Origin of the sequence: Escherichia sp. WS338, from assembly GCF_046486405.1 — a bacterium.
GTDB lineage: Bacteria > Pseudomonadota > Gammaproteobacteria > Enterobacterales > Enterobacteriaceae > Escherichia > Escherichia coli.
Genome location: NZ_JBJQLL010000005.1, coordinates 126574 through 145547, shown reverse-complemented (window position 1 = coordinate 145547; position 18974 = coordinate 126574). Strand labels below are relative to the sequence as shown.

The 18974-nt window shown below is 49.3% G+C and carries 17 protein-coding genes and 1 other RNA gene; 5 read left to right on the top strand and 13 right to left on the bottom strand.

Features of this window, described 5'->3' with window-relative positions:
- Nucleotides 1–8: 8 nt before the first annotated feature.
- From ACJHWT_RS06215 to ACJHWT_RS06200, 4 genes are read right to left on the bottom strand one after another with little or no spacing between them, the layout of a single operon-like run.
- Nucleotides 9–302, bottom strand: coding sequence for a ferredoxin family protein (locus ACJHWT_RS06215; protein WP_000081072.1), 294 nt, complete (start codon nt 300–302; stop codon nt 9–11).
- The gene (locus tag ACJHWT_RS06210) at nt 299–1588 is read right to left on the bottom strand and encodes an FAD-dependent oxidoreductase (protein ID WP_001278480.1); all 1290 of its coding nucleotides are present in this window, start codon (nt 1586–1588) and stop codon (nt 299–301) included. Before ACJHWT_RS06210 ends, ACJHWT_RS06215 begins: the two co-directional genes overlap by 4 nt.
- 54 nt (nt 1589–1642) lie before the next feature.
- Complete coding sequence (locus tag ACJHWT_RS06205) at nt 1643–2581, bottom strand: electron transfer flavoprotein subunit alpha (protein WP_000080724.1); 939 nt, start codon at nt 2579–2581, stop codon at nt 1643–1645.
- 19 nt (nt 2582–2600) lie between these two features.
- The gene (locus tag ACJHWT_RS06200) at nt 2601–3365 is read right to left on the bottom strand and encodes an electron transfer flavoprotein (protein ID WP_000692157.1); all 765 of its coding nucleotides are present in this window, start codon (nt 3363–3365) and stop codon (nt 2601–2603) included.
- Nucleotides 3366–3680: 315 nt separating this feature from the next.
- On the opposite strand from ACJHWT_RS06200, the gene ACJHWT_RS06195 reads away from it, so the two are divergent.
- Complete coding sequence (locus ACJHWT_RS06195; RefSeq protein WP_000284798.1) at nt 3681–4592, top strand: AraC family transcriptional regulator; 912 nt, start codon at nt 3681–3683, stop codon at nt 4590–4592.
- 42 nt (nt 4593–4634) lie between these two features.
- Here the strand turns inward: ACJHWT_RS06195 and ACJHWT_RS06190 are convergent, their stop codons facing one another.
- From ACJHWT_RS06190 to ydiK, 9 genes are all read right to left on the bottom strand, one after another.
- Nucleotides 4635–5786, bottom strand: a complete 1152-nt coding sequence (locus ACJHWT_RS06190) for an acyl-CoA dehydrogenase (protein ID WP_000347836.1) — start codon at nt 5784–5786, stop codon at nt 4635–4637.
- A gap of 13 nt (nt 5787–5799) precedes the next feature.
- Nucleotides 5800–7395 carry an acyl CoA:acetate/3-ketoacid CoA transferase gene (locus ACJHWT_RS06185; protein WP_000805670.1) on the bottom strand — a complete coding sequence of 532 codons (1596 nt, stop codon included), beginning with the start codon at nt 7393–7395 and terminating at the stop codon, nt 5800–5802.
- 144 nt (nt 7396–7539) lie between these two features.
- On the bottom strand, nt 7540–8298 hold the full coding sequence (gene aroD, locus ACJHWT_RS06180; protein WP_000860194.1) for a type I 3-dehydroquinate dehydratase: 759 nt from the start codon (nt 8296–8298) through the stop codon (nt 7540–7542).
- Between the two features lie 30 nt (nt 8299–8328).
- The gene (gene ydiB / locus ACJHWT_RS06175) at nt 8329–9195 is read right to left on the bottom strand and encodes a quinate/shikimate dehydrogenase (RefSeq protein WP_000383469.1); all 867 of its coding nucleotides are present in this window, start codon (nt 9193–9195) and stop codon (nt 8329–8331) included.
- A gap of 11 nt (nt 9196–9206) precedes the next feature.
- Entirely contained in the window at nt 9207–10472 is a 1266-nt protein-coding gene (locus ACJHWT_RS06170; protein ID WP_001317864.1) for an MFS transporter, read from the bottom strand.
- 226 nt (nt 10473–10698) lie between these two features.
- Nucleotides 10699–11913, bottom strand: a complete 1215-nt coding sequence (locus ACJHWT_RS06165; protein WP_000795561.1) for an MFS transporter — start codon at nt 11911–11913, stop codon at nt 10699–10701.
- A gap of 99 nt (nt 11914–12012) precedes the next feature.
- Nucleotides 12013–12369, bottom strand: coding sequence for a YdiL family protein (locus tag ACJHWT_RS06160; RefSeq protein ID WP_001308680.1), 357 nt, complete (start codon nt 12367–12369; stop codon nt 12013–12015).
- 135 nt (nt 12370–12504) lie between these two features.
- Nucleotides 12505–12612: antisense sRNA RprA (gene rprA / locus ACJHWT_RS06155), an RNA gene on the bottom strand.
- Nucleotides 12613–12797: 185 nt separating this feature from the next.
- On the bottom strand, nt 12798–13910 hold the full coding sequence (gene ydiK / locus ACJHWT_RS06150; protein ID WP_000248636.1) for an AI-2E family transporter YdiK: 1113 nt from the start codon (nt 13908–13910) through the stop codon (nt 12798–12800).
- 388 nt (nt 13911–14298) lie between these two features.
- On the opposite strand from ydiK, the gene ACJHWT_RS06145 reads away from it, so the two are divergent.
- The 4 genes from ACJHWT_RS06145 to sufA all read left to right on the top strand — a co-directional run bounded on the left by ACJHWT_RS06145 (nt 14299) and on the right by sufA (nt 18967).
- A complete protein-coding gene (locus tag ACJHWT_RS06145; RefSeq protein ID WP_000613002.1) occupies nt 14299–17355 on the top strand; it encodes an FAD-binding and (Fe-S)-binding domain-containing protein in 3057 nt (1018 codons plus the stop codon).
- Nucleotides 17352–17762, top strand: a complete 411-nt coding sequence (menI, locus tag ACJHWT_RS06140; protein ID WP_000637986.1) for a 1,4-dihydroxy-2-naphthoyl-CoA hydrolase — start codon at nt 17352–17354, stop codon at nt 17760–17762. The genes ACJHWT_RS06145 and menI overlap by 4 nt, the downstream gene beginning before the upstream one ends.
- A gap of 99 nt (nt 17763–17861) precedes the next feature.
- On the top strand, nt 17862–18050 hold the full coding sequence (locus ACJHWT_RS06135; RefSeq protein WP_001296104.1) for a YdiH family protein: 189 nt from the start codon (nt 17862–17864) through the stop codon (nt 18048–18050).
- 548 nt (nt 18051–18598) lie between these two features.
- Nucleotides 18599–18967 (top strand): Fe-S cluster assembly scaffold SufA, encoded by a 369-nt coding sequence (gene sufA / locus ACJHWT_RS06130; RefSeq protein WP_000367171.1) that lies wholly within the window; start codon nt 18599–18601, stop codon nt 18965–18967.
- Nucleotides 18968–18974 lie beyond the last annotated feature (7 nt).

Below are 18974 nucleotides of genomic sequence, written 5' to 3'. Positions count from 1 at the left end.
ATGCATGATTAGCCGTAGCGAAATTCAATACCGAAGGTGCCTGCGGGATATTGCCACTGTTCGAGAATAGTGTTGCCGCACAGCACCCGACAGGTGCCGCACTCCAGACAACCGGCGGAATCGAAATGAATGTTTCCTGCGTCATCCTGCTTATAAAGTCCGGCAGGGCAGGCTTTCATTAATTTACGGAATTCATTGATATCGGGATTTGCCGCCAGAATGATATGCGGGTGGCCCTCATCAACATGGAATTTATTTACGCCTAATTTGATGTCGACGTTAACCGTAGCGTTCTGGCTCATAGCGCGGTTGCTCCCTTAATGCCATCTTTCAGCAAGTTGATCAGTCCAATTTTCTTCGCGTGTCCCATGATCATTTTGCGTACCGGTTGGTTAGGTTTGCCGTCGATGGTGAACATCTCGTTCATGATGTCGGCGACCATTCGTGGGTATTGGCTAAACAGGCGCGGGTTTTCCATCAGCGCCGGGATCTTGCGAAAATGCTGCATATCACGCATGACGCAGCTTTGTTCCAGCTCACGTTTGTATTGCGCAAGACTGCTGGCGGAGAAATCCGCGCGTTCTTTGGCGGCGATCACTGTTGTGGCGGCAGCCTGAGCCGATGCAATGGCTAAATCCATGCCGCGGACCGTAAAACCCAAATTCAGGCAGAAGCCTGCGGCGTCACCAACGATCATCACGCCATCGTTAACCAGCTGCGGCACCATTGCCAGACCGCCCTCCGGCACCATATGCGCGGAGTATTCAAGCAGTTTGCCGCCGCTAATCAGCGGGCGAATGGCGGGGTGTTGTTTAAAATCTTCCAGCATTTGCGGCACACTTTTTTGCGCATGGGCGATATCACCCAATCCACAAACCAGCCCCAACGATACGGAATCTTTGTTGGTATAGAGGAATCCGCCGCCCATCAGGCCGTCAGAAGGGGAACCGGCAAACAGCCAGGCGGCACCTTCCTCGCCCGTAACATTAAAGCGATCGTTGATCTGTTCTGGTGTCAGGCCTATAACCTCTTTAACACCAACAGCGTAATGATGCGGATCGGAAGCGGAAACCATTCCCAGCGAGCGGCCAAGCATCGAGTTAACGCCATCAGCCAGAATCACCACATTCGCTTCGAGAATATCATCCCCGGCCTGGACGCCAGTGACCTTGTTTCCTTCACGAACCAGTGCATCGACGCGTACGCCCGGGATAAACTGCGCGCCCGCCTGCTCGGCTTGTTCCATCAACCACGGGTCCAGACGATTACGCAATACGGTATAAGACGCGTGTTGCGGAACATCTGGTTGCTCGCGGTGAAAATCGAGGGTAACGGCGCTTTCTTCGGTTAAGAAGGAGATTTTCTCGCGTGTGACCTTGCGTTCTACCGGCGCTGATGCTGCAAAGCCTGGAATAATTGCGTCAAGTGTGTGGGCATAAAGACGCCCGCCGGTCATGTTTTTACATCCGGCACTGTCGCCGCGTTCTATCACCAGGACATCCAGCCCGGCTCGCGCCATGACCAGTGCGGCAACGCTACCGGCAACGCCCGCACCGACCACAATGGCATCAAATTTGTCATCCGACATGCGTTATGCTCCCTTCCCGCTGCGTTTACAGCGGGAGATGTGGTTGAAAGGGAATCAGCGACTCAACTGGCTAATCAGGGCAGGGACGACTTTGTAGATATCGCCCACCAGACCGTAGTCGGCATAGTTGAAGATTGGCGCATTTTTATCTTTATTAATGGCGACAATCACTTTTGCGCCGTTGCCGCCAACCATATGCTGGATCTGCCCGGAGATCCCCAGCGTCAGGTAGAGATCGGATTTCAGCAACACGCCGGAGACACCGATATAACGTTCACGCTCCATCCAGTTCTCGCCTTCGGCAATTGGACGTGAACAGCCGACTTCAGCATTCAGCACCGCCGCCAGTTCGTGGACCATTTTCAGGTCATCCTGCGCTGCCAGACCACGACCGACGCCAACCACACGTTTTGCTTTGCTCAGGTCCACGCTGCTTGCCGCTTTCGCACGGCGTTCGCGACAGAGAATTTCATGACGCGGGGCAACATAAGGTACCGTTTCTGTCGGACACTGATTAGAGGTATCACTGGTGCACGGTTCCTGAACACCGGGCGCAAGGGTAATGATCGCCAGCGGGCTATTGATCTTTTCCTGTGCGAACGCTAACCCGCCATACATCCGGTGTTCGGCGCAAATGTGACCATCGACAATATCCACCGCAGTGGCATCGTTCACCAGCGCCGCATTCAGTTGCACACTTAACCGTGCAGCCAGAGCTTTACCGCGTTTCGTCGCGGCCAGCAGCAACATAGAAGGGTGTTTATCTTTCAGCAGGGCAGCAATGCTTTCGGCGTAATTTTCAGTACGTTGCAGCGCGTCGTTTTGCGCAAGAACATAAATGCATTTTGGCCCATAAGGCATAACTGTCTGCGCCTGGTCGGTATTTTGTACAATGGCATACACCTGTTGGCCCCATTGCTGAGCGCCGCCAAACAGTTCAGCATAACGTTCAGGATTATCGCTAAAGACCCAGACGCTGTTTAATTGACTCATCGTTTCTTCTCCGTAGGCTTCAGTTCAGGGCTTTCTTCAGATGTTCCGCCAGCTCGGCAATGGCCTCCGGCGAATCGTTATCGAGAATGATGTGCTTACGTTCTGTTTGCGGCGGTACGCGAATGCCGGTCAGTTCAGCAAGTGGTGCGCTCTGGCTCCAGCCAATATCACTTGCCTGCCACTGATTTACCGGTTTTTTACCCGCGCCGAGGATGGCTTTCATCGAAGGAATACGTGGTACGTTAATATCGGAGGTGACGCAGAGCACGGCTGGAACAGAGAGTTCAATAACTTCAACATCATCTTCAAGCGTGCGTTCAATCACCAGTGTATTGCCCTGACGCTGAATGGCACTCACTGCATTAATCACCGGAAGTTGCAGAATTTCTCCGACCAGCAAGCCAACCTGCTGGGCATAAAGGTCGCCGGAACCTTCACCAAAGATCAGTAAATCGAAGCCGATCTTTTCAACTGCTGTCGCCAGCGCCTTTGCGGTATCGAGAGGCAGTGCATGCTCAAGTTGTGCATCCTGCACCATATACAGGCTGTGCGGCCCGCGGGATAGCACGTCTTTGCGCACTTTCGAGTTCTGCAACAAAGAGCCGCCGACGGTCAGCGCGGCTATCTCATCGTCATCTGTTGCAAGCTGGCTTGCAGCTTCAATGGCATTGAGATCGAACTGGCTGATTTTGGCGTCGGCATTGTCGAAATTCAGGGTATATTCTGGAGTGACAACAATGTCCTGTTCTTCAGGCACCAGCTTAAAGCAGGTTATTATTTTCATGATTTCTCCTGTGAGTCGCATACGGAACCATCTCCGATGGAAGGTAAAAATGGCCTGAAAATAGTGTGCGATAGCGGTGCGGGGTTTTCGACGGAGCAAGCTGTTTTCCTTGCCAACAATCTTGCAAAAAAAATGCGATCGCTAAAACAAAAGTGCAATTTGCGGCAATGTTGTTATTCCATGACCGTACAATCTTGCATTCAGTGTAAATAATCTTGTTTAGCTCTCGCTAAACGCGGTTGTATAACCGCAATACACGCCGTATTTTATCCGGCATATATTGTTTTTGCTTGCTCATGGAATAGGGAGGTTGTCATGTATCAACGCTGTTTTGATAACGCCAGCGAAACGCTGTTTGTCGCCGGTAAAACGCCACGGCTTTCACGTTTTGCATTTAGCGATGATCCAAAATGGGAGTCCGGACATCACGTTCATGACAATGAAACCGAGTTGATTTACGTCAAGAAAGGGGTAGCAAGGTTTACCATCGATTCTTCGTTATATGTCGCGCATGCCGATGACATTGTGGTGATAGAACGTGGCAGGTTGCATGCGGTGGCCTCTGACGTTAACGATCCAGCAACGACGTGTACCTGTGCGCTGTACGGCTTTCAGTTTCAGGGGGCTGAGGAAAATCAGCTACTGCAACCGCATTCTTGCCCGGTAATTGCCGCAGGGCAGGGAAAAGAAGTCATTAAAACCTTATTTAATGAGCTAAGTGTGATTTTGCCGCAAAGTAAAAATAGCCAAACATCTTCGTTATGGGACGCATTTGCCTATACGTTAGCAATTCTTTACTATGAAAACTTTAAAAATGCTTATCGTTCGGAGCAGGGGTATATTAAAAAAGATGTTCTGATAAAAGATATTCTTTTCTATCTGAATAATAATTATCGCGAAAAAATCACTTTAGAGCAGTTATCGAAAAAGTTTCGTGCCAGCGTCAGTTATATTTGCCATGAATTTACCAAAGAGTATCGCATTTCCCCTATTAACTATGTTATTCAACGGCGTATGACGGAAGCGAAATGGTCACTCACTAATACTGAATTATCACAGGCAGAGATCTCCTGGCGTGTGGGTTATGAAAATGTCGATCACTTTGCCAAACTGTTTTTGCGCCATGTCGGCTGTTCGCCCAGCGATTACCGCAGGCAATTTAAAAACTGTTTTGCGGAACAAGAAATCCTATCTGAATTTCCTCAACCAGTAAGTCTTGCCGGATAAATCTGGCGGCGCAGTTTGTTAAGAAGCTGCGCCGCCTGCAGATTATTTGTTCTGATAATCTTTCAGGATCTGCCGACCTGCTACGTAAATCATAATTTCGTCTGTACCGCCGCCGATACGTTCACAACGGACATCACGCCAGAAGCGGGAGACGCGCGCCTCATCGGTATAGCCCAGACCGCCCATGATTTGAATCGCATCATCAATGACTTCCATTGCGGTACGTGCGCAGTACAGTTTTGCCAGCGCCGCGCTGGTGCGCAGTGACTGATGCTGATCGGCTTGCCATGCCACTTTCAACACCATGTTGCGCATGTTGTCGATCTTAATCGCCATCAGCGCCAGTTTTTCCTGGATCATCTGGTTATGACCAATGGGCTTACCAAAAGCGATACGCTGGTTGGCATAGCGGGCGGCATCTTCGAATGCGCATTCGGCAAAGCCGGTGCTGCGCGCGGCGTTGATCAGGCGCTCCATCTCAAAGTTGTACATCACATTGAGGAAACCCATTCCTTCTTCGCCCACCATGTCGCTCTCTTCAACTTCCACGTTGTCGAGATAGACTTCGCAGGTGCTGAGCATATGCCAGCCGATTTTATGCAGCGGGTTAATCTTAATGCCGGGCTTACTGGAGTCGACCCACCACAGGGTGAAGGCCTTTTTCGGATCTTTCGGTTCTGGATCGCGCGCCAGCACCAGCATATACGGGTACTCTTTCGCACCGGTAATAAAGGTTTTCTGGCCGTTGATGTAAACCTTGCCGTTTTTACGCGTGTAAGTGGTGGTGGCGCTGTTGTTATCTGAGCCTGCGCCTGGTTCCGTCAATGCCAGGGCATAGGCGGGATCACCCGTTTCCAGGGTGCTTTCCGCCGTTTTACGTAGCTGCTCTGCAGAACCGAAACGGCGCATACTGTGAATACATTGACCGTTGGTGATCAAAAATGCCGGGGCACCGCATTTTGACACTTCCATCAGCGCCAGCATTTGGGTGACGTAATCCGCAGGGATACCACCAAATTCTTCCGGCACGCCAAGCATGGAAATACCGTTATCCGCCAGTGCCCGCATAAATTCACGCGGGTATGTCCCGTTTTGATCGCAGGTGCGGAAATACTCTTCCGGAAAGTTAGTCGTAATCAGTTCGCGAATACTGGCCAGCAGCAGTTCTTGTTCTTCAGTTAAAGAAAAATCCATCATTATACTCCTGTTAATGAGCCGCTTCAGGCAGGACAAAACCCATCGCCGCATCGATAAATAATCTTTCGTCCATCAGTTTGAGTTCTGGCGAAATCACTGGGGTGAAATCCATTTTGTCGAGAATATCTTTTTGTAAATCGACGCCAGGAGCGATTTCGATTAAATGCAGGCCGTCTTCTTTCAGCGTGAATACGGCGCGCTCAGTGATATAACGAACATCCAGCCCTCGCTCGAGCGCGATTTTTCCGCTAAAAGTAATTTCTGGTAGTTCCCGAATAAATTTCTTCACCCGTCCTTCCTGGACGATATTTAATTTGCCGTCGGTAATTTCTGTTTTTAAACTGCCCGCAGTTAATGTGCCGCAGAAAACGATTTTCTTCGAAGTGGCACTGATATCAATAAATCCACCGGTGCCCATGATTTTACCATTGAATTTATGCACGCCGACGTTACCGTGCTGGTCGACTTCAGCAAAACTCAAATAACAAACATCCAGACCACCACCGTGATAAAAATCAAACTGGGACGTCATATCCAGAATGGCGCGGGTATTCACGTTCGCGCCAAAGGCGATCCCCTGTGAAGTAATACCGCCAATCGGACCTGTTTCTACCGTCAGAATAAAGTCATCAGCACAACCTTCTTCCCGGGCGACCAGGCCAATGCCGTCAGCAATACCGACGCCGACATTCCCCACTGCGCCTTTGCGCATTTCGAATAATGCACGCCGTGCAACTAATTTACGTTGGTTTAGGGGCAGGCTAAGTTTGGTGCTGTCATCAAGGGTGAAGTCACCAGAAATAAAGCGGTTAACCGGCGCTCCGCCATACAGTTGGGTTTGATCCGGATCGACCACCACAATATCCACCAGATAACCCGGAATACGGACAGATTTAGGATGCAGCGTGGCTTTCTTAACCATTTTCTGCACCTGCATCATCACAATACCGCCGTTATTGTGCACCGCCTGAGCAATAACCAATGCGTCGAGATACATCACCTCATCTTCAAAAGTGGCGTAGCCTTCGCTGTCGCAGGTGGTAGCGCGAATGAAGGCGATATCTGGCGCTATCGCTTTGTAATAGAGATATTCTTGGTTATCAAACTCGACCAGTTTAATCAGGTCTTCTTTAGTGACTTCATTCAGTTTGCCGCCTTGCTGGCGTGGATCGACAAATGTTCCGATGCCAATATCACTAATAATACCAGGCTGGTGGGCTGCGGCGGCGCGTAAGGTTTGTGTAAGTACACCTTGTGGATAGTTATAAGCAATAATTTTATTTTGTTCTGCGAGATCAGAAATACGCGGCGATTGTCCCCAGTGACCGCATAATGCCCATTTCACCAGGCCTTCTTGCGCCAGCGGACTAATACCACGGTCGGCGCGATCGCCAAGCCCTGTTGGACTAATAATCGATAAATTACGTGGTGTTTGAGTCTGTTTATATTTATCAGCAAGAGCAGTAATTAACGTGGTGGCTTCCAGAATACCGCCGCCAGCGCCTAACACACAAAGTGTTGCTTCGTCGGGAATATAATTCACCGCTTCCTGTGCCGACAGGACCGGCACTCGTCCATTAATGCGAGGTGGTTTTACAGGTTTCATTGTTAATTCCTGATTCAGGTGTGATTTTCCCTACGCCAGATGGAGAATTAGCGCACAGAGACTCACAAAATATTTTTATTAAATACGGTTAAATATATTTTTTTAGTTCGGCGGGGGAGGATATTCCCGCCGAAATATTATTGCTTATGCCTGATGTAAAATAGTTAATACTGTGCGCAAATCATTTACCGAGATTTGCCCTGGTGCAGAGGCTTTTTTTACCGCACCAAAAGTTGCCGCCGAGCCAAATACTTCACCAGCCAGACGAGAAATTACGCCAGTTTTTGCCATCGACATCGTGATGATTGGACGATCGGCATACTGCTCCTGCATCTCCAGGGTCGCGGCAAGCAACGTCAGCACATCGCTGGTACTTTGCGGCATCAGCGCAATCTTAGGAATATCGGCGTCGAAGGATTGCATTTTGCGCAGACGGGCAATGATTTCTTCGGCTTCCGGCGTTTTATGGAAGTCATGGTTGGACATGACAACTTTCACATCATGCGCGTGGGCGTAGGCGACGGTTTCTTTAACCTGATCATCGCCGGTAAATAACTCCAGATCGATCATATCAACCAGGCCGCTGTCGATGGCTGCACGATTGAGTGCAATATAAGCCTCGGTGGAAATCGCCTGCTCGCCGCCTTCTTTGGCACTGCGGAAGGTAAACAGCAGCGGTTTTTCTGGCATGGTTTCACGGAGAATTTTTGCTGCCGCTATGACAGACTCCACATTGGAGAGATCGGCATAGTGGTCCACACGCCATTCCAGAATATCAAAGTCCGCTTCACGATAGGCGAGAGCTTCGGATTTCACGCTGGCGATATCTTTCGCCATCAGCGAGACGATGATTTTAGGTGCGCCCGTACCAATGACGAGATCTTTTACAGTTACGGTTTTCATTTTTTACCCTTTCTGCACGCGGTCAGCCTGTCAGGCACCGAACCCCATGACCTGTTTAACATATTCCAGAGGGAAATCTTTGCCAGTCCATAACGTGAACTGTTCAGCCCCTTGCCACAACAACATGCCGTATCCATCAATCGTTTTGCAACCAGCTTGTTGCGCCTGCTGCAATAACTTCGTCATATGCGGGTTATACACGCATTCAGTGACCAGAAGTCCCGGATGTAACAGACTGATATCATTAACCAATGATTCATTCTCAAGGGGTTTCATGCCCACTTTTGTGCCATTGGTTAAAATGTCGGCGGACGCCAGGGCTTCAGCAAAGGCTTGCTGATCGGCGAGATCGGTAACCGTGACGACACAATCGGTGTTTTCGTTAACCCGCTGCGCGAAGGCGAGGGCTTTATCGAAGAACTCATCCCGACGGTTAAAGAGTTTAATTTCTTTTAAACCTTCAATTGCCCCCTGCGCGCCAATTGCCGTTGAGGCACCACCGGCCCCTAATAGCACCATCGTTTTGCCTTTGATATCAAAACCGCTCTCTTTAATGGCGCGAATATGACCCGTGCCGTCGGTGTTATAGCCACGCAGATAGCCATCATCATTAACGATGGTGTTGATGGCACCCACCAGTTTGGCCGCTGGCGTTAATTCATCAACATATTCACACGCCAGTTGTTTGTTCGGCATCGACACACCAGTTCCGCGCATTTTGAGGGCTTTTAATCCTTCAATTGCTCCGGGAAAACTATCGTTATCCACTTCAAAGGCCATATAGGTAAATGGCAATCCCGCTTTTTCTAAGGCTTTATTCTGCATTTCGGGCGATAAACTGTGGCGGATGGGATAGGCCATCAACCCAATCAATTCGTATTTTGCGGTAACATCCATAATTAACTCCTTTAACCTCTATGCTTAATTGTGTTTAACCGGGTGCTAAATTTATGCTCGCCAAACCGCACATCATTTTCAGGAATAATGAAAACGCGATAATAGCGGATAAAAACAATAATTGCGGTAATCAGGGCCAGCAGCGCGAAAGTAAAATCGAGAGCGATGATATATTGCAGGCCGATGTTCGACAGATAACCGGTAATCAGCGGAATAACAAAGTTAGCCAGTCCACCCATCATCATATAAATACTGGTGACTTTGGCTTTGCTTTTGGGGAAAAACTCTGACATGACCGAAACGCCGAGCTGTAAAATGCCGCCAGCTGCTGAGAAACCGATAACAAAGGCTCCGGCATTACACACCAGTGGAGAAGGGTACAGGTAGATAATGGCTGCTGTTATTGTTGCCAGTGCAGAGTTAAATACATTAGCCCAGATGGGCCGGACCATTTTTTTCAGTAGTGCGGCAAAAATAAAGACACAGACCAACGAGCCCATACTGTAATAAGAGATGGTTTTTAATGCTTCAGCTTCTGACATACCAGCAAAAGCCATCGCATATTTGGGCATCCACACCACAATCACATAAAAGGTCGCGAATGCGGCTACACCGAACAGTACCGATGAAACACCTTCCAGCCAGACTAACGGTTTGCTGTTCATTTGCGGTAATTCATTAGCTACGCTGGCGTCCACCAACTGGCTGGGGAATTTGCTTTTCAACAGCATCAGCGTGATCAGTACAAACAGAATACCCGGAATAATCAGCCCATAGCCGTACCAGATGTTATTGAGCAACATATAGCTCACCAGCATTGGGTAGAACATTTGCCCGAATGACACCATCGCTTTAACCAGTATGACCGCCGAACCAGTGGCTTTCGGAAAGCATTCCATGAGCGCGGGGTAGCCACCCGTATCCAGCGCTGAATTAGCGATACCTACGCACACTGCCAGACAGTAGGCGAGAGTTAAATTCGGGCAAGCAGGAATACCAAAGAAGAATAGCAGATACATTATTACTGCCATTAATATCACCGCCCGACGACCAAACTTATCGGAGATCACACCGAAGAATAAAATACTGATCAATCGCCCCAAACCGATACCGGAAATTAAATAGGCAATGCCCGCGTTGTCAGTGGAAAACTTTTCTGCCAAAGATGTCATGTTTTGGGCAAGCGTAATAACACTAATGCCGTGCAGGAAATAGCTGAAGTAAATACAAAGAACAGCCAGGATAAATGGCGTGCTGAAAGCCTTATTTTGAGACATTTTCACAGCTCCTTGCTGAAAGATAATTTCGTTACCGTACGTATTGTTCTCCGACGGTTTACATAATTACTATACTGAAGATGATTTTCCCTGGGTACATGGCATAAAGTTTATGTTTCCAGGAATATTGCATGTCATAGTTTGTTTTTGATCGCGATTTTCCTTAGTTAGCGCAGAAAGAGTTATTTATCCGTAAGATCTTGCATGACCTGAAAAGAATATTGCATTACCCACCCGGAGCGACATTTTCCTTTAGCGAGTGATGCCGCGTTTCTTTGCGGCTGCGTAAGCCGATAAACAGCGCCAGTAAAAAGCCGATGGCAGCGATGGCGGTATCGAACCACATAATATCGGCAATACTTCTTTGGGACAGATGAGCCGTAATCAACGGAATAGTAAAGGTCGCAATACTGCCCGCACTGTAATAGATCCCTGTAGCTTTACCTTTAGCGTAGGGGAAACGTTCAGCCATTAATGTCAGGCCAATTTGCACAACACCTCCAGCAGAGGTAAAACCAATGACAAAAGCAAATATTATCACCACATAAAATGTGGGATGCAGGCAGACGGTAAACAGAGCAATAAATGAGATAAAGGTGTACAGCATCAGTAATGTTGTTGGGCGAACGGTATTACGAATGAGTGGAGCGGTAATAAATACACAAAGCAGCGAACCCACGGTGTAGATACTGAGTAGTTTGATCGACATAGTGTATGACATGCCAGCAACAAATTGTCCGTATTGTGCCAGCCACTGGCTAACCAGATAAAACGTTGCCATTGAGATATAGCCATATAGGGAATAACTGGCTAAATCGATAATTGAACAGCGATGTTCCGTAGAGCTGGTGGTTTTCTTTATGACAGGTAAGCGACGACCCGGATGGGGTGGGAACGTACAACGGCATAAAAACAGAGCGTTAATAAACATAATGCCTGCGGCAATCATAAAGGACCAACCGAACCACAGTTCAGCCCACACTAACAGGCTAATTATTAGCGGTAATAAAAATTGTCCGCTGGAAACAAATGCTTTAATTAAAATATTGGCTGTCCCAGGTGAGCGTGGAAAAGCTTCCATCAAACTGGGATAGGTGCCTGCATCGAGAAAACTGTTTGCCATTCCCGCCAGAAAGCCAAAAACATAAGCGATAATGATGTTATTGGTGTGCAGGATGCCAAAAAAGAAGGCCATATAGCAGCACATCCCGAGCATGATAAAAGGGCGGCGACCAAAGCGATCGGATAATAATCCTGCAAAAAGCAAGACACTTAATCGACCAATGCCCAGTGATGAGATAACTATCGAGACGCCCGCGGCATTAGTCTGCCAAAGCGTCTCCAGCGAGGCCATATTCAGGCTCATCAAAATGACGCCCATACCATGCACCAGGTAATTAAAATACAACCCCAGTGCGGTAGGGTAATAGGGATTTTTCATAGGTTCTACTTAGCAAAGGTGCTTTAAAAAGTGTAGCGATGTTGTGTCAGTATCCGTTCATTATTGTTGTAACAAAGACAATTCCTTTCTGTGGAGAAATTAACAAAGCCGCTCCAGATCGTGTGCATATAATTCAGCGGCTACCGATTGATAGATCTTCCAGTCAATAAAATTGCCATCAGGGTAGACTTGTTGAAACGCGGTTAAGTCGGGGAAAAAACGCATGGTGTTGTTGCCGATGCGGTTATTTATTTTCTCTATGATGGCATGAAGATGTTTTTTTCTTTGCTGACGCATAGCCAACAGTTGCTCGACTACACGATCAGGAATGGCGTATTTGCCATTTTCCCATTGACGCCAGCTTTCACTGTCACCGGTCTGGGCAATCCAGGTCGCGCATTCATCAATAGTCATGGCAAAAATATGGCGGAGTGCCTGGAGTTCATAAGCGTTCATCGTGTAATGGCTGCATGAAATAAACAATAAAATATAAATAACATTATCAGCCTGCTGACGGCTTGAAGAGAGTCACAGTATCTTGTGCAACATTATTGGAAAGCGTGAGGGGCGAGGTAGCGAAGCGGAAAAATGTTAAAAAAAAGCCCATCGTGGGAGATGGGCAAAGACTACACACAGCAATTCGTTGTTTCACTCAGGGGATTTCCATGCTTATAAATCAATATGTTGATTTATAACCGTGAGCTAATAGTAGGCATACGGACTTTTTGCGTCGATCAGATTCGTCTCATTAGTTTAAAAACTGTAAAGAATTTGCGACAGGTACTACCAGCTGAATGGCGGTAAGCAGGAAAATATGGGGAAGAGCAAGCAAATATCAATTAGCAGGGGTTAACAATCAGGCGGCAGAGCCGCCTGATGAGAAATTACTTATTCGGTTTCTCGATTTCGCCAAGTTCTTCGAGAATTTCTTCCGGTTGGTCCGTCGGCGGCGGGACTTCTTCCACCCACGCGGCAAACAGACGCCAGGAAACGGCTAACAGAACCGGACCAATAAACAGACCGATCATCCCGAAAGCAATCAAACCACCAATAACGCCAGAGAGGATCAGGATCAGCGGTAAATCGGCACCCATGCGAATTAACATTGGGCGGATGACGTTATCCAGCGTGCCAACCACACCGCTCCACACTAACAATACCGTTCCCCAGGTGGTATCGCCGGTCCAGTAGAGCCAGATAATCGCCGGAATCAGTACCGGCAATGGGCCAAGCTGGACAAGGCAGGAGAGGATCATTAACACCGTGAGCAACGTTGCATAAGGTACGCCGGATACGGCGAGGCCGATACCGCCAAGCACAGCCTGTACTAACGCCGTCACCACCACACCCAGCGCCACCGCGCGGATAGCCTGTGCCGCCAGCAGTACGGCGGCATCTCCGCGAACGCCTGCCAGACGGGTTGCAAAATGGCGAATGCCTTGTGCCACCTGTTCACCGCGCCAGTACAGCAGGGCGCTGAAGAGAAGCATCAGCGCACAATGCACCATAAAGCGCCCGATATGCGCCGCCTGCCCAACGAACCAGGTGGTGGTGGTGCCAATATAAGGACGGACTTTCGCCATGATCGCCGTCCCCCCCATATCCAGCAAATTGTGCCAGCCTGCATATAGCTTCGCGCCAATCACCGGAATGGTATTAAGCCACGCCAGATCGGGTAACGTCATGTCACCACTGGAAATGGCTTTAATTAGCGGGCCGCTGCCGTCGACGATACTGTTAACCAGCAAAGCAATAGGGATGATAAACACCATCACTAATAACAGCGTCATCACCAGAACGGCGAGAGAGCGGCGACCAAACATGATCTTTTGCAAACGTAACAATACCGGCCAGGTGGCGATAACCACTGTACCGGCCCATGCAAAGCCGAGAATAAAGGGTTGTACAATCCACAGACATGCCACAATCATGATGGCTAAAAACAGCACCGAAAGCAGAATTTGTGCGACATCCCTGGGCTGACGAACATTTACCATAACTACTTTTCACCTTTTTTGTGCGTCAAATCGTCGACGCGACGTGAACACGCGAAACTCACCTGCATAATGATGAGCAATTTCAGCGGTTTTTAACAGGCCGATTCTGCCCTTAATTCTGATGGGCGTGTTAGAAAAAAATGTGGTACAACAACTCAGGCAACACGCAAACGATTTACTCGTCGTATTTCAAGTTGCATATGCTGCGGCTACGTTCGTTCACCCCAGTTACTTACTGTTGTAAGCTCCTGGAGTTCACTCGCTTGCCGCCTTCCTGCAACACGAAATCCATAGAGTAAACAAACATCACCTTTCAGTGCGCTATTGCAGCCGCCTGAAAGAACAGTGTATCGACCTACATCACAGACCGCAGGAAAGGGTCAATATAATGATTCCACAGATTTCCCAGGCACCCGGCGTCGTTCAACTGGTGCTTAATTTTTTGCAAGAGCTGGAGCAACAAGGTTTTACCGGCGATACGGCGACAAGTTATGCCGATCGTCTGACAATGTCGACCGACAACAGTATTTACCAACTTCTCCCCGATGCGGTGGTATTTCCGCGTTCAACCGCAGATGTGGCGCTTATAGCCCGTCTTGCCGCGCAGGAACGCTATTCATCGCTGATCTTTACCCCCCGCGGCGGCGGCACCGGCACTAACGGTCAGGCGCTCAACCAGGGGATTATTGTTGATATGTCCCGCCATATGAACCGCATCATCGAAATTAACCCTGAAGAGGGCTGGGTGCGCGTTGAGGCCGGGGTGATAAAAGATCAACTCAATCAGTACCTGAAACCGTTCGGCTACTTTTTTGCGCCGGAACTTTCGACCAGCAACCGGGCAACGCTCGGTGGGATGATCAATACCGATGCATCCGGTCAGGGATCGCTGGTCTATGGCAAAACGTCAGATCACGTACTTGGCGTACGCGCGGTGTTGTTGGGGGGCGATATTCTCGATACGCAACCTTTACCCGTCGAACTGGCGGAAACGCTGGGTAAATCCAATACCACAATCGGGCGAATTTATAACACGGTTTATCAACGTTGCCGTCAGCAACGCCAGTTAATCATCGACAACTTCCCCAAGCTTAACCGCTTTCTTACCGGTTACGATCTGCGTCATGTCTTTAACGATGAGATGACCGAGTTCGACCTGACGCGCATTCTGACGGGTTCAGAAGGGACGCTGGCCTTTATTACCGAAGCGCGACTGGATATTACGCGCTTGCCTAAAGTGCGCCGTCTGGTGAACGTCAAATATGACTCTTTTGACTCCGCACTGCGTAACGCGCCGTTTATGGTTGAGGCGCGGGCGCTTTCGGTAGAGACGGTGGACTCAAAAGTGCTGAATCTGGCGCGGGAAGATATTGTCTGGCATTCCGTCAGCGAGTTGATTACCGATGTGCCAGACAAAGAGATGCTCGGGCTGAACATTGTGGAATTTGCTGGTGATGATGAGACGCTGATTGATGAGCGAGTAAATGCACTCTGTGCGCGGCTGGATGAACTTATCGCCAGTCAGCAAGCAGGTGTGATCGGCTGGCAGGTATGCAGTGAGCTGGCAGGTGTTGAGCGTATTTATGCGATGCGCAAAAAAGCTGTCGGCCTGCTTGGCAATGCCAAAGGTGCCGCTAAGCCAATTCCGTTTGCTGAGGATACCTGCGTACCGCCGGAACATCTGGCCGATTATATTGCTGAATTTCGCGCGCTGCTCGACAGCCACGGCTTAAGCTACGGTATGTTTGGTCACGTCGATGCAGGTGTCTTGCACGTCCGTCCGGCACTGGATATGTGCGATCCGCAACAAGAGATTTTGATGAAGCAAATCTCTGATGATGTAGTGGCGCTTACCGCGAAATACGGTGGTTTGTTGTGGGGCGAACACGGCAAAGGTTTTCGTGCCGAATACAGCCCGGCGTTTTTCGGTGAGGAACTTTTTGCAGAACTGCGTAAAGTGAAAGCGGCATTTGACCCGCATAACCGACTCAACCCAGGGAAGATTTGCCCGCCAGAAGGTCTCGATGCACCGATGATGAAAGTGGACGCGGTGAAGCGCGGTACATTCGACCGGCAGATCCCCATTGCGGTACGCCAGCAGTGGCGCGGTGCGATGGAGTGTAACGGTAACGGTTTATGCTTCAACTTTGATGCCCGCAGTCCGATGTGCCCGTCGATGAAGATTACCCAGAACCGGATTCATTCACCGAAAGGACGCGCAACGCTGGTGCGTGAGTGGCTGCGTTTGTTGGCAGATCGCGGCGTTGACCCACTCAAACTGGAACAAGAACTGCCTGAATCCGGCGTCAGTTTGCGGACGTTAATTGCCCGCACGCGCAATAGCTGGCATGCGAATAAAGGCGAATATGACTTCTCACACGAAGTCAAAGAGGCGATGTCGGGCTGTCTGGCCTGTAAAGCGTGTTCGACCCAGTGCCCCATCAAAATTGATGTGCCGGAGTTTCGCTCTCGTTTTCTGCAGCTCTATCACACCCGTTATTTACGCCCGCTTCGCGACCACCTCGTTGCTACGGTCGAGAGCTACGCACCGCTGATGGCACGCGCGCCGAAAACCTTTAACTTCTTCATTAACCAGCCGCTGGTGCGCAAACTCTCGGAAAAACATATCGGCATGGTTGATTTGCCACTGCTGTCAGTCCCCTCGCTACAACAACAAATGGTGGGGCATCGCTCGGCGAATATGACGCTGGAACAGCTTGAAGCTCTCAATGCAGAGCAGAAAGCGCGCACGGTGTTGGTGGTGCAAGACCCCTTTACCAGCTATTACGATGCGCAAGTGGTGGCGGATTTTGTCCGTCTGGTCGAAAAATTAGGTTTCCAGCCTGTGCTACTGCCATTTTCGCCAAATGGCAAAGCCCAGCATATCAAAGGCTTTCTTAATCGTTTTGCGAAGACGGCGAAAAAGACGGCGGATTTCCTCAACCGTGTGGCGAAGCTGGGGATGCCAATGGTGGGCGTCGATCCGGCGCTGGTACTTTGTTATCGCGATGAATATAAACTGGCTCTGGGCGAGGAGCGTGGCGAGTTTAACGTCTTACTGGCGAATGAATGGCTGGCAAGCGCACTTGACTCACAGCCAGTGGCTACAGTCAGCGGTGAATCATGGTATTTCTTTGGTCACTGTACCGAAGTTACCGCTTTGCCGGGCGCGCCAGCACAATGGGCTGCGATATTTGCCCGTTTTGGCGCGAAACTGGAAAATGTCAGCGTGGGGTGCTGCGGCATGGCAGGGACTTACGGACATGAAGCGAAAAACCATAAAAATTCGCTCGGGATCTATGAGTTATCCTGGCATCAGGCGATGCAGCGACTGCCGCGTAATCGCTGTCTGGCGACCGGATATTCCTGCCGTAGCCAGGTAAAACGGGTCGAAGGCACGGGGGTACGCCATCCTGTGCAGGCTTTACTGGAGATTATTAAATGATATGGAAACGAAAAATCACCCTGGAAGCACTGAATGCCATGGGTGAAGGAAACATGGTGGGGTTGCTGGATATTCGCTTTGAACATATTGGTGATGACACCCTTGAAGCGACAATGCCAGTAGACTCGCGGACAAAGCAGCCTTTCGGGTTGCTGCATGGAGGGGCATCCGTGGTACTGGCCGAAAGTATCGGTTCCGTTGCCGGTTATTTATGTACCGAAGGTGAGCAAAAGGTGGTTGGTCTGGAAATCAATGCTAACCACGTCCGCTCGGCACGAGAAGGGCGGGTGCGCGGCGTATGCAAACCGTTGCATCTCGGTTCGCGTCACCAGGTCTGGCAGATTGAAATCTTCGATGAGAAAGGGCGTTTGTGCTGTTCGTCACGATTAACGACCGCCATTTTGTGACGTTGTCACCAGAAAAGTGTGACGCATATTGCTTTTGGTCATTATCTGCACAGTAAACGGTGGTATACTGTGCAGGTCTTGTCTAAAAGCGAGGATGCTATGTCTACTCAACTTGATCCCACCCAGCTGGCCATTGAATTTTTACGCCGTGACCAGAGCAATCTTTCACCTGCCCAATATCTCAAACGTCTGAAACAACTAGAACTTGAATTTGCTGACCTGCTTACTCTCTCTTCTGCTGAATTAAAAGAAGAAATCTACTTTGCCTGGCGTCTGGGCGTGCATTGATCCTGACTTAATGCCGCAATTTTGCCAAATCGACCTGGATTAACCTCCGTCCAGGTTCGATGACCTTCTTAATACTGCTTATCTATCCGCCTGATATTGTTCAAAAATAATACTAATCGCAGTTTGTGTTAAAACGGCGGGTTAGCTTTATGAGATTATTCTTATCGCCCCTTCAAGAGCTAAGCCACTGAGAGTGCCGGAGATAAGCGCCGGATGGGGTAGAAACCCTTAAGGCTGTGTCGCACAGACTTAAGGGTTTTCTTATTTCTGAACGCTGCACTTTTTTACCTATCTCTTAAATAGTCATTTTCAATACAACTTTTTCTTTTTCATCACAGCCTTAATGCTCCTTAGATAATAATCATTATCTAACAATGAGATACCTAATTCTTAGCGTGCCTGTTAACCCACACATCAGGGTCTATGCTTATTAAAAGCAGGAAAAAAGCATGTTTTACGGTAAAGCCCCTGCGTTTGCTGGGTTGAACTGATAATCATTATCACTAACATGCTGTTTTACGCTGAAAGCGATGAAGTGAGGTAAATCGATGGACATGCATTCAGGAACCTTTAATCCACAGGATTTCGCCTGGCAGGGCTTAACGCTGACACCCGCAGCCGCTGTCCACATCCGCGAGCTGGTGGCAAAGCAGCCGGGTATGGTCGGCGTGCGCTTAGGCGTGAAGCAAACGGGCTGCGCGGGCTTTGGCTATGTGCTCGACAGTGTTAGCGAGCCGGACAAAGACGATCTGCTGTTTGAACACGACGGCGCGAAGCTGTTTGTCCCGCTGCAAGCGATGCCGTTTATTGATGGCACGGAAGTCGATTTCGTTCGTGAAGGACTTAATCAGATATTCAAATTTCACAACCCTAAAGCCCAGAATGAATGTGGCTGTGGCGAAAGCTTTGGGGTATAGGCGGTAC